Consider the following 12,197-nt stretch of genomic DNA (forward strand, 5'->3'; position numbering starts at 1 on the left):
AAGCGTGCTAAAAGTGGGGATGCTTTCCCTCGCATAGGATCTCCTTAGTTCACTGAATTACCGCTACTAGAGTAACGTGCGTATCCTCAGGAGAAAGTGCGAAAAGTAGAAAACATAACGGGCTGCAGATGCAGCCCGTTATGATGAGATTATCAATTACACGGTTAGCGTGCGATGCCTCGCACGCCAGCGGGATTATTGAGCCACCGCGTAATACTCGATATCGTAGGTTTTACGAAGAATACTCACCAGTCCACTGAGTTCTTGTTGTGAACTCGTCTGAAGCAGTTGATTACCAATTTGAGTATTAAATTGAGCGTCGTACTCACTCGAGACTTGGCTTAATTCAACGATCACAATGTCGCCATTAAGGTCTTTGGTCTGAGCGTAATGAACTTCACCCGCTGCAGGTTTTGGCAACGCAAATACCGTCTGAGCATAAGGAGAACTGCGATCGATGGTTTCTACGTCTGAGAACGCCAGGCCATTCTCTTCCAATAGTGATGCGTCGCCTTGCTCTAACTGTTCGGTCATTGCTTTAGCAAGTTCAATGGCATTTTGTTCACCTTTGACTTTAGCTAGCGACACCATCAACTGTTCGCGGACTTCACTAAGCGGCAGCAGTGTTTCATCACGACTCTCTTCAACACGCACCACGATAATGTGCTCTGGAGCAATCTCAATCGCTTCTGAGTTGAGGCCGTCTTCTTTCACTTCAGGGCTCATGATGGCTTGCATGACGGCTGCCGATCTTAGCACCTCAGGCGCGTCCACTTGCGAGATGAAATCCGTCGTTGTGATTGTGGCGCCAATCGCTTTTGCTGCATCATCCAGTGAATCTGGGTACTCAAAGGCGACTTTTTCTAACTCACTTTGCAGTTCGTAGAATTGATCGATGGCCTGCTGATCGGTGAGCTCTTGCTTAATAGACGCACTAACCTCTTCGAATGGCTTAGCGACCGCGTCTTTTCGCTCATCAAGCTTAATGACGTGGTAACCAAAATCTGACTTCACTAAACCTGAAATTTCACCTTCATTTTCCAAAGCAAAGGCCGCTTCTTCAAAGGCGGGATCCATCACATCACGCTCGATGAAACCCAGTGAACCGCCCTCTTCTGCACTGCCAAAGTCGTCTGACTTTTCTTGTGCCAAAGTAGCAAAATCTGCACCCGCTTGTAGCTCGTCTAAAATTGCCTGCGCTTTGACTTCATCATCACCTTGGATAAGGATATGACTCACTTTACGCTGCTCATCAGAAGAGTATTTATCGAGATGCTCTTCATAGTACTGCTTCGCTTGCTCATCGCTGATCTCAATCGATTCCTTAAGCGCCTGAGCAGACAGTTCGATGTACGCAACTTTTACTTGCTCTGGGCGAGTGTAACGCTCAGGGTTTTGTTCGTAATAGGCCTGAATCTCTTCTTCAGACAGATTCGCTTTGTTGGCAAACTCTTCTAGAGAGAGTGTGACCTTTTTAATATCACGAGTTTGAGTCAACAGTTGGCCCTGTGCTTCCATTTCATTATCAAGCACAAAGTCACTGCTCTGGATGGCAGTCAGTAACTGATTACGCACTAAGTCACGACGCAAGTACTCAGCAAAACTTTCAGCACTGAAGCCCGCACGACGCAACGCAGATTGGTAGATGTCCTGATCGAACTTGCCATCAATTTGGAACTGAGGCATGTCCAAAATGAGCGTACGAACCTGAGCATCGCTCACGCGTAGCCCCAATGACTCAGCATGCTGCTCTAGCAACGCATCGTTGACCATTCGATCCAACACAGATTTGCGGAAAGATTGCACATAACTTGGGTCAGCCAACAGGTTTGAGAAGTAATCGCCAAGCTGAGCTTGCATTCGGTTACGTTCGTTTTGGTAAGCCTGTTCAAACTCACCACGACCAATCTCAACATTCCCTACTTTTGCTGCTGAATTGTTTGAGCCACCGACAATGTAGCTACCCACACCTGCAAAAACGAAAGATAGGATGATAAGCCCTAGGATAATTTTAACCGCGATGCTGTTCACGCCCTCGCGTAATCGGTCCATCATACTGAAACTACTCTCCGCTTGTACTCTGCCCAAGATGCTTATATTTTGAGCAGCAAGTACTTAATTGAACTAAAAAAACTATTAGCGCGATAATACCAGAAAAAGAAATGCGCATCAGTAGGATGCGCATAATTTAAAAAGGTTCGAAAAAACTGCAAATGCAGTCAAATTTCTGAATTAGTTACAAGCGTCTTTTAGAGCTTTACCGGCTTTGAATGCGGGTACTTTCGCTTCTGCGATTTGGATTTCTTCACCCGTCTTAGGGTTACGACCTGTGCGAGCTGCACGAGTACGTACGCTGAATGTGCCAAAGCCAACTAATGCGACTTGATCACCAGACTGTAGAGTGTCACCTACAGCTTCGATGAAAGCGTCTAGTGCGCGACCTGCTGAAGCTTTAGATAGGTCTGCGTTTTCTGCGATTTTTTCTACTAATTGTGTTTTATTCACTGTGATTCCCCTTTGTGCCGCCTGTTTTATTTTTAATGAGACAGCTGTGTTCCATTTTCATTTCCAAATATAAGCGCAAGCCTTATCAGACAAGGGCTGGCGCTTTAAGAGCTAACGTTAGCGCCCAAAAAAAACGCTGACAAGCCTTTTTCGGCTAATCAGCGTAATCTTTTACTTATTTTTGCTGCACATCACTCTTTTTAGTGAGCAAATTCAACACCTGACGGGTCTTTTTCGAGTGCGACTTTCAGGACTTCATCAATCCATTGAACCGGAATCACTTTCAGATCCGCGATGACGTTACTTGGAATCTCTTCCAAATCGCGTTCATTGTCTTTTGGAATAAGAACCGTTGTAATACCACCACGGTGCGCCGCCAGCAGTTTTTCTTTCAAACCACCAATCGGCAAAACTTCACCACGCAGCGTGATCTCACCTGTCATGGCCACCTCAGCTTTGACTGGGTTGCCCGTCAAGCTAGACACCAAAGCGGTACACATCGCGATACCGGCGCTCGGACCATCTTTAGGCGTGGCACCTTCAGGTACGTGGACGTGAATATCACGCTTTTCGTAAAAGTCAGAGTTGATACCCAAGCTTTCAGCGCGCGAACGTACCACGGTCATCGCAGCTTGAATCGATTCCTGCATGACATCACCCAATGAACCGGTTTGAGTCAACTTACCTTTACCTGGCATCGATTGGGTTTCGATGGTTAACAGGTCACCGCCGACTTCCGTCCACGCTAATCCTGTTACCTGTCCAATACGATTACTGTCTTCCGCTTTACCGTAATCATGGCGCTGAACACCTAGATACTCTTTGAGGTTATCCATGCTCACCGTCACTTTCTTCAAATCCGGTTTGAGCAGAATGTTCTTCACCGCTTTACGACAGATCTTCGAAATTTCACGCTCTAAGCTACGCACACCCGCTTCACGCGTGTAGTAGCGAATAATGCCGATGATCGCTGAGTCTTCAATGTCAATCTCACCCGCTTTCAAACCGTTTCGCTTGATCTGCTTGTCGACCAAGTGACGTTTCGCAATGTTAAGCTTTTCATCTTCGGTGTAACCCGACAAACGAATCACTTCCATACGGTCAAGCAGTGGCCCCGGAATGTTCATTGAGTTCGAGGTGGCAACAAACATCACATCGGACAGATCGTAATCCACTTCTAAGTAGTGGTCATTGAATGCGTTGTTTTGTTCAGGGTCGAGAACCTCAAGGAGCGCCGATGACGGATCACCACGCATATCCGATGACATTTTGTCGATTTCATCCAGCAAGAACAGCGGGTTTTTCACCCCCACTTTGGACATTTTCTGAATCAACTTGCCTGGCATGGAACCAATGTAGGTTCTGCGGTGACCACGGATTTCCGCTTCATCACGTACCCCACCTAACGCCATACGCGTGTATTTACGCCCGGTAGCCGCTGCGATAGAGCGACCTAGCGACGTCTTACCCACACCTGGAGGACCAACGAGACACAGGATAGGTCCTTTCAATTTATTGATGCGATTTTGCACCGCCAAATATTCAAGAATGCGCTCTTTCACTCGCTCTAAGCCGTAGTGATCTTCGTTGAGCACTTCTTCTGCTTTGGCGAGGTTTTTCTTCACTTTCGAGCGCTTGTTCCATGGCACACCAATCATCCAATCGATGTAACCACGAACCACGGTCGCTTCTGCCGACATTGGCGACATCATCTTCAGCTTTTGCAGCTCTTGCTCAGTCTTCTCACGCGCTTCTTGCGGCATTTTCGCTTCAGCAATTTTTTGCTTGAGCGTCTCAAATTCGTCAACACCGTCTTCAGACTCGCCCAGCTCCTTCTGAATCGCTTTCATTTGCTCGTTCAGATAGTATTCGCGCTGCGACTTTTCCATCTGCTTCTTAACGCGTGTACGAATACGCTTTTCAACTTGAAGCAAATCGATTTCTGATTCCATCTGCCCCATCAAAAACTCTAGACGCTCAGTGACATCAAGAATTTCCAACACACTCTGTTTTTCAGCCAGCTTGAGTGGCATGTGCGCTGCAATCGTATCCGCCAGACGAGCGGCTTCATCGATGCCACTTAACGAGGTTAGAACTTCAGGTGGGATTTTTTTGTTGAGCTTGATAAAACCTTCGAACTGGTTGATCGCGCTGCGAACGATCACTTCTTGCTCTCGCTCGTCCAGTGGCTCAGTCAACAAAAATTCTGCATCTGCAGTGAAGAACTCTTCTTCATAAAACTGATGAATTTTCGCGCGCTGCTGACCTTCGACCAGTACTTTCACCGTACCGTCAGGGAGTTTAAGCAACTGCAAAATGGTGGCGACCGTTCCTACCTCAAACAGATCGTCTTTCGTGGGTTCGTCGGTGTCAGCTTCTTTTTGTGCCACCAACAAGACTTGCTTGTCGTTGTCCATTGCAGCTTCTAGGCACGCAATCGACTTTTCACGACCAACAAACAAAGGAATTACCATATGCGGGTAAACCACTACATCTCTTAGAGGTAGTACGGGGATCTCGATACGTTCGGAACGTTCCAAGTTCATATTCTTCTCTCTTCCGCTTAGTCTTATGAGCAGTATATGGGGGCTAATTGGTTGGATTCAATGGAAGAATAAAAAAAAGGGAGTAATTGATTACTCCCTTTCTTACACCATCTTAGTTTGTGAATCCGATTAAGATTCAGCGCCAGCGGCTTGGTTATCGGCGTTGCTATAAATCAGCAACGGATCCGATTCGCCTTTAATCACTGACTCATCAATCACGACTTTGCTGACGTCGTTCATTGATGGCAATTCGTACATGGTCTCAAGCAGAACACTCTCGAGGATAGAACGAAGACCACGAGCACCTGTTTTACGCTCCATGGCTTTCTTCGCAATCGCACGCAATGCATCTTCACGGAATTCAAGCTCAGCATCTTCTAGCTCGAACAGTGCCGCGTACTGCTTAGTTAATGCGTTCTTAGGCTCGCACAAGATCTGAATCAAGGCTTCTTCGTCAAGCTCAGTCAACGTCGTCGTTACAGGAAGACGACCAATGAACTCAGGAATTAAGCCGTATTTAACCAAATCTTCAGGCTCCACTTGAGTGAACAGCTCACCCACAGTTTTGGTTTCATCTTTTGAACGCACTTCTGCGCCAAAACCGATACCTGTACCTGTTGCGACGCGCTGCTCAATCACTTTATCCAAGCCGGCAAATGCGCCGCCACAAATAAAGAGGATTTTGGAGGTATCCACTTGCAAGAACTCTTGTTGTGGATGCTTACGGCCCCCTTGAGGAGGAACGGATGCGACCGTGCCTTCAATCAATTTAAGCAACGCTTGCTGCACACCTTCACCCGACACGTCGCGGGTAATTGAAGGGTTTTCCGCTTTACGCGAAATTTTATCGATCTCATCGATATAAACGATACCACGTTCTGCTTTCGCCACGTCGTAATCGCATTTTTGCAGCAGTTTTTGGATGATGTTTTCTACGTCTTCGCCCACGTAACCCGCTTCTGTCAGCGTAGTCGCGTCAGCCATAGTAAATGGTACATCAAGGAAACGCGCTAACGTTTCTGCAAGCAATGTTTTACCACTACCCGTTGGACCAATCAGAAGGATGTTACTCTTACCTAGCTCAACACCTTCACTGGTCGTGTCCCCATTACGTAAACGCTTATAGTGGTTATAAACGGCTACTGCTAACACTTTTTTAGCGTAATCTTGGCCAATCACATAATCATCAAGGTGGGCACGGATCTCGCGCGGCACCGGCAGTGCTTCTGACTGTTTTTTCGGAAGCACGTCTTTGATTTCTTCACGGATGATGTCATTACATAAGTCGACACATTCATCACAGATGTAAACTGACGGACCAGCGATCAGCTTGCGAACTTCGTGCTGGCTTTTGCCGCAGAAAGAGCAGTAAAGAAGCTTACTACTACCGCTCTCTTTGCTTTTATCTGTCATTCGCTAACCTCTTAGCCTTTACTCTTTATGATTTGAGTGTACATCAAATCATTCATAATTGCGCAGAACAATTTGCTCTGGCTTATTCACCGCGATGCGTCAATACCGCATCCACCAAACCATATTCAACGGCTTGTTCGGCTGCCATAAAGTTGTCACGGTCGGTATCACGTTCAATCACTTCAAGCGGTTGACCCGTGTGCTCTGCTAGCAACTTATTGAGCTTCTGCTTGATGGTCAAAATTTCTTGCGCATGAATTTGGATATCTGACGCTTGTCCTTGGAACCCGCCCAGCGGTTGGTGAATCATCACGCGTGAGTTAGGCAATACATAACGCTTGCCTGGCGCACCACCAGCAAGCAGGAAGGCCCCCATAGAACACGCTTGTCCCATACAAACGGTACTGACGTTAGGCTTGATGAACTGCATGGTGTCATAGATTGACATACCTGCGGTCACACTGCCGCCTGGCGAGTTAATGTAGAGGAAGATGTCTTTATCAGGATTTTCAGATTCTAAGAAAAGCAGCTGTGCCACGACAAGGTTTGCCATATGGTCTTCCACTTGACCAGTCAGGAAAATTACACGCTCTTTAAGTAGACGTGAATAAATGTCGTAGGAACGTTCACCTCGGGAAGTTTGTTCAACCACCATGGGTACTAGCGCGTCTAGAATCGGCGACATTGCATTTTTTTCTTGGTAGCTCATATTCTTATGTCCCTAAAATAAATGGCCCGGATGATAATATCATACGGACCATTGTTAGCAGAATAGTCGACGCTTAGTCAACTACCTACGCAAGATATTGCCTATTAAGCTGGCTGCTGGTTCATAAGCTCGTTGAAGCTTACTGCTTTCTCAGAAACCTGAGCTTTAGCGATGATAGCGTCGATTGCTTGCTCTTCTAGAGCAACGTTGCGCATGTTGTTCATCATTTGCTCGTTTTGCTCGTAGTAAGCAACCACTTCAGTTGGATCTTCGTACGCTGTCGCCATCTCTTCGATCAGTGCTTTCACTTTCTCGTCGTCAGCTTTTAGCTCTTCAGACTTGATCACTTCACCTAGAAGAAGACCAACGACAACGCGACGCTTCGCTTGTTCTTCGAACAGTTCACGTGGAAGCTGTTCAGCGGCTTCTGGGTTGCCACCGAAACGTTGAGCCGCTTGCTGACGTAGAGTACCAATTTCTTGGTCGATCAGCGCTGCTGGTACGTCGATATCGTTCTCTTTCACTAGACCGTCGAGCGCTTGCTCTTTGATGCGGTTTTTAACCGCTTGCTTCAGCTCACGCTCCATGTTCTTACGAACTTCCGCTTTCAGAGCATCAACACCGCCTTCTGCTACACCGAACTTAGCAACAAACTCGTCGTTTAGCTCAGGCAGTTCACGCGCTTCAACTTTGCTCAGTTTGATAGCGAATTTCGCTGCTTTACCTTTTAGGTTTTCAGCGTGGTAATCTTCTGGGAAAGTCACGTCGATTTCGAATTCCATACCTGCAGTCTTACCTGCGATACCGTCTTCAAAACCTGGGATCATGCGACCTGCGCCCATTTCTAGAGGGAAGTTCTCTGCTTTACCGCCTTCGAACTCTTCGCCGTCGATAGAACCAACGAAGTCGATAGTCGCACGCTTGCCTTCTTCTGCAGCTTCGTCAACTTCTTTCCAAGTTGCCTGTTGCTTACGCAATGTGTCGATCATCTCTTCAACATCTGCGTCTTGAACTTCAGTTGTTGGTTTTTCAACAGTGATGTTCTCTAGACCTTTCAGTTCAACTTCTGGGTAAACTTCAAACGTTGCAGTGAAAACTAGGTCTTCGCCTTCTTTTGCTTCTACTGGAGCGAAAGTAGGAGCGCCTGCTGGGTTGATCTTCTCTTTAACGATCGCTTCGATGAAGTGGCGTTGCATCACTTCACCCATTACGTCTTGACGTACCGCTTTGCCGTACATCTGAGCAACCATTTTTAGAGGCACTTTGCCTTTACGGAAACCATCGAAACGACGGTTTTTTGCGATGTTGCGTAGTTCAGCTGTTACAGCATCTTCGATGTTAGCAGCAGGAACAGTAATGTTTAGACGACGCTCTAGGCCCTCTAGCGTTTCAACAGTAACTTGCATTATTCAATAACCTCAATACAGGCTCAGCTAAGCTGAGCTTATGTTCCTTATTAGCAGAGCAGAGTGTCACCACCGCACGCCACTAATTCGGTCCATCCTTTGTGTGCTCGATGAACACATTTCGTAATTCGAGTATCGGTAACCAACAATGTGGACTACCGGACTAATCAGCGATCTCTTCTCACCACACTAAAAAGCGAGGTCAAAGCCATCTCCAATTAGTCTCAGGACAAAAATTTAGACGCAGCATTCTACCGACCCGATGCATAGCTGTCGAGCTAATCGCAGTGATACGGGCTGCATTCTCCTAAAAACCCACTTAAGTGCTAAAAAAAGCATCAATATGACGGCCTTTGATAGCAGAAATGGGGACATTAATTGGTTTTTCAAGATTCACTAGCGTTTTTTTATTTATAGACTGAAAAACTAGATCCAAGTCCGGTTTTGCTGCGCAATTTCGTTAATAACTTAAACACTCCAGTAACAAAAAACAGTACGATAGAGAGGCGTAATTTTAAGAGTTGTCAGGGTATTATGTCGTCGTTTCGCCGCGCCAATCTGTCTGTGTTTATTCTCTATTTGCTGACGTTGCTCGCTGGCTCACAATGGATGTGGGAGTATCGTTACCATGCCCAACATGCGGAGCAGCAAGAGCAGCTTGATCGCTTTGCCAGTCACATTATTAACAAACTGGACAAATACGCGCATTTGCCCAAATTGATTGCCAAAGATGGCGAGTTGCTCGCGGCACTGAAACAACCGGGCAACCCCGCTCAAGTCGAACTCACTAATCGCTTTTTGCAAAACGTTAACGATACGATTCTCGCCGCCGATACCTATCTATTGGATCGTTGGGGCACCACCATTGCTGCCAGCAACTGGAACTTAGATCGCTCCTTTGTCAGCCGAAACTTCGCCTGGCGTCCCTATTATTTTGAAGCGATTCAAGGTCGAGCGAGCCAATACTTCGCCTTGGGATCCACCTCTGGGCAGCGCGGTTACTACTATTCCTACCCTGTCGTCTATGCCGCTGAAGTCGTGGGCGTCATCGTGGTCAAGATGGACCTCTCTGCCATCGAAGAGAACTGGAGCAGCAAAGTAAACACCTTTGTCGCCACCGATCAGAACCATGTCATTTTTATGTCCAGCAACCCTCACTGGTTATTTAAGAGCTTGACCCATTTAGACGATGCGACGCGGCAGGCGATTCGCGACAGCAGGCAATACCTCGATACTGACATTCAATCGCTGGGCCTCAACGGCGCCATTGACCTTGCGCAATCGGAACTGACTAACCGGCGTCTCGGTTGGATTCAAGGGGACTATTTAGTCTCCAGCCGCCCCCTGCCTGAACTTAACTTAACCATTCGTGTTCTATCGGAAAAAGTGACCGTATTTTGGTCAGTGTTGAGTTTTGGCCTGGTTTGGTCGCTGCTGTTTGTGATTGTCTTTTTAACCATGCAATTAACCTATCAGCGCCGACTCAAGCAACGTCAATTTGAGCGCCTCCAAGCGGAAGCCAAACAAAAACTTGAGTTCTTAGTGATGGAACGCACCGCCGAGCTCCACGCCGAGGTTCTTGAACGCTCACGCACGGAAGCCGCGCTGCGCCAAACGCAAGATGAGCTCATTCAAGCAGCAAAACTGGCGGTACTCGGTCAGATGTCGGCCAGTATCAGCCATGAGCTCAATAATCCGTTAGCGGCGATTCGCAGTTTCGCTGACAACGCTCGCCGCTTTCTGGCCAAAAGCCACCTCGATCGCGTTGATGATAACTTGCAGCGTATCTCCTCACTGACCGACAGAATGGCCAAAATCAGTAGCCAGTTGAAATCCTTTACGCGCAAATCTGACAGCAATGATGTCTCCATTATGGCGCTAACCCCCGTGATCACCTCGGTGAAAGAGTTGGTCGCACCGCAAATCAAATCGTATCGAGTCGACTTCGAGGTTGAACTGGCGCCCGAACTGGGCAAAGTGGACATCAACGCAATCCAGCTTGAGCAAGTGCTGATCAATTTGATCACCAACGCCGCGCAGGCGGTCGAATCTCTCGACACGCGTAAGGTTCGCCTTAGCGCCAAGGTAGTGGATAAACAGGTGCAGATTGCCATAGACGACAATGGCCCTGGCATCGATCAACAAGCGGCCCTTCACCTCTTCGAGCCGTTTTACACCACCAAGAAAAACGGACTGGGTCTTGGGCTCTCTATCTCTCAGCACATTGTTGAGACCATGCACGGTGAGCTCACCGTTGGGACCTCTCCCCTTGGCGGCGCACGATTTACTGTTTCGCTCCCTCTTGTTGAAAAGGAACTCTAATGCACGACGTATTCTTTATTGATGACGAAAGTGACATCCGCATTGCCATTGAACAGAGCTTCGAGCTCGAGGGGATCTCTGCCGATTTTTTTGCCTGCGCTGAAGATGCTCTTTTGGCCATCAAAGAGCATGGCATGCCAAAGGTGCTGATCACCGACATCTGTTTGCCCGGTTTATCCGGGGAAAACTTACTGACTTCCGTTTTGCATCAAGACAAGGATGTGCCGGTGATCCTGATTACCGGCCATGGTGACATCACCATGGCAGTCAATGCGCTGCATAACGGCGCTTATGACTTTATTGAAAAACCTTTTGCCATTGACCGTTTGATTGACACCACCAAGCGCGCCCTGGACAAAATGGCCTTAACGCTCGAAAACCAAGCACTAAAGCGCAGCCTTAAGGCCAGTAATACACTGGGCCCAAGGATTATCGGCGACACCCCTAGCATCCAAACACTGCGCGATACCATTGCACACATCGCGGACACCAACGCCGATATTCTGCTGTTTGGCGAGACAGGAACCGGTAAAGAGCTGGTTGCGCGCTCCATTCACGAGCAGAGCTCTCGTCGTGAGGCAAATTTCGTCGCCATCAACTGTGGCGCCGTCCCTGAAAATTTGATTGAGAGTGAACTCTACGGTCACGAAAAAGGCGCGTTTACTGGCGCAGAGGCCAAACGCATCGGTAAGTTTGAGCACGCGCAAGGTGGCACGCTGTTTCTTGATGAGATCGAATCCATGCCGATGCAGGCGCAAATTCGTTTACTGCGCGTGCTGCAAGAGCGAGTGATTGAACGAGTTGGCTCAAATACCCTAATCCCGGTGGATATTCGCGTCATTGCCGCCACCAAAGTGGATTTAAAGCAAGCGTCAGCTCGAGGGACGTTTCGTGAGGATCTCTACTACCGACTCAATGTTGTTACCTTGGATTTACCGCCTTTACGCCAACGAAAAGAGGACATCCCTGCCCTATTCCACCATTTTCTCCTGGTTGCCGCCGCGCGATATGGCAAAGCCGCGAATGCCTTGCCCGATGCCGATCTGCAAACACTGATGTGCCATGATTGGCCGGGTAACGTGCGTGAACTGCGCAATAGCGCCGAGCGCTTTGTGCTGCTTGGTAACCTTGGTCACCTCAATCCGAGCCAGTCGAGTGCCGAAGCAACACCGCTTGCCCTGCAAGTGGCAGAGTTTGAGAAAGCAGTGATTGAACAAGCGCTTGCCAGCACTTCCGGACGCATCAATGACACCATGACCTTGCTGCAAGTGCCAAGAAAAACGCTCTACGATAAAA

At 47.9% G+C, this 12,197-nt stretch carries 8 protein-coding genes; 2 read left to right on the forward strand and 6 right to left on the reverse strand.

From position 1 onward, the window contains the following. Positions 1 to 195: 195 nt before the first annotated feature. From ppiD to tig, 6 genes are all read right to left on the reverse strand, one after another. On the reverse strand, positions 196 to 2,055 hold the full coding sequence (gene ppiD, locus AC6R1O_RS14850) for a peptidylprolyl isomerase (RefSeq protein WP_500630324.1): 1,860 nt from the start codon (positions 2,053 to 2,055) through the stop codon (positions 196 to 198). 177 nt (positions 2,056 to 2,232) lie between these two features. Further along, entirely contained in the window at positions 2,233 to 2,511 is a 279-nt protein-coding gene (gene hbs / locus AC6R1O_RS14855; RefSeq protein WP_334552786.1) for a non-specific DNA-binding protein Hbs, read from the reverse strand. Between the two features lie 194 nt (positions 2,512 to 2,705). Continuing rightward, positions 2,706 to 5,051 carry an endopeptidase La gene (gene lon, locus AC6R1O_RS14860; RefSeq protein WP_500630052.1) on the reverse strand — a complete coding sequence of 782 codons (2,346 nt, stop codon included), beginning with the start codon at positions 5,049 to 5,051 and terminating at the stop codon, positions 2,706 to 2,708. A gap of 129 nt (positions 5,052 to 5,180) precedes the next feature. Beyond that, positions 5,181 to 6,464 (reverse strand): ATP-dependent protease ATP-binding subunit ClpX, encoded by a 1,284-nt coding sequence (clpX, locus tag AC6R1O_RS14865; protein WP_334552573.1) that lies wholly within the window; start codon positions 6,462 to 6,464, stop codon positions 5,181 to 5,183. Between the two features lie 82 nt (positions 6,465 to 6,546). Beyond that, positions 6,547 to 7,173, reverse strand: coding sequence for an ATP-dependent Clp endopeptidase proteolytic subunit ClpP (gene clpP, locus AC6R1O_RS14870; protein WP_045975254.1), 627 nt, complete (start codon positions 7,171 to 7,173; stop codon positions 6,547 to 6,549). Between the two features lie 104 nt (positions 7,174 to 7,277). Beyond that, positions 7,278 to 8,579: a trigger factor gene (tig, locus tag AC6R1O_RS14875; RefSeq protein WP_500626083.1), complete on the reverse strand. Its 1,302-nt coding sequence runs from the start codon at positions 8,577 to 8,579 to the stop codon at positions 7,278 to 7,280. Positions 8,580 to 9,113: 534 nt separating this feature from the next. Here tig and AC6R1O_RS14880 point away from each other — a divergent pair. Together AC6R1O_RS14880 and AC6R1O_RS14885 are read left to right on the forward strand one after the other, a co-directional pair. Continuing rightward, positions 9,114 to 10,901, forward strand: coding sequence for a sensor histidine kinase (locus AC6R1O_RS14880; protein WP_500657297.1), 1,788 nt, complete (start codon positions 9,114 to 9,116; stop codon positions 10,899 to 10,901). Further along, positions 10,901 to 12,197 (forward strand): sigma-54-dependent transcriptional regulator (locus AC6R1O_RS14885; protein ID WP_500657298.1); only part of this gene is annotated, 1,297 nt, incomplete at its 3' end. The genes AC6R1O_RS14880 and AC6R1O_RS14885, both read left to right, overlap by 1 nt.

Source organism: Vibrio sp. R11-SG3-ISO3-SZ (assembly GCF_059834345.1).

Coding starts and splice junctions, on each gene's coding strand:
- ppiD (WP_500630324.1), bottom strand. CDS start 2,055: ATGATGGACCGATTACGCGAGGGCGTGAACAGCATCGCGGTTAAAATT.
- lon (WP_500630052.1), bottom strand. CDS start 5,051: ATGAACTTGGAACGTTCCGAACGTATCGAGATCCCCGTACTACCTCTA.
- clpX (WP_334552573.1), bottom strand. CDS start 6,464: ATGACAGATAAAAGCAAAGAGAGCGGTAGTAGTAAGCTTCTTTACTGC.
- clpP (WP_045975254.1), bottom strand. CDS start 7,173: ATGAGCTACCAAGAAAAAAATGCAATGTCGCCGATTCTAGACGCGCTA.
- tig (WP_500626083.1), bottom strand. CDS start 8,579: ATGCAAGTTACTGTTGAAACGCTAGAGGGCCTAGAGCGTCGTCTAAAC.
- AC6R1O_RS14880 (WP_500657297.1), top strand. CDS start 9,114: ATGTCGTCGTTTCGCCGCGCCAATCTGTCTGTGTTTATTCTCTATTTG.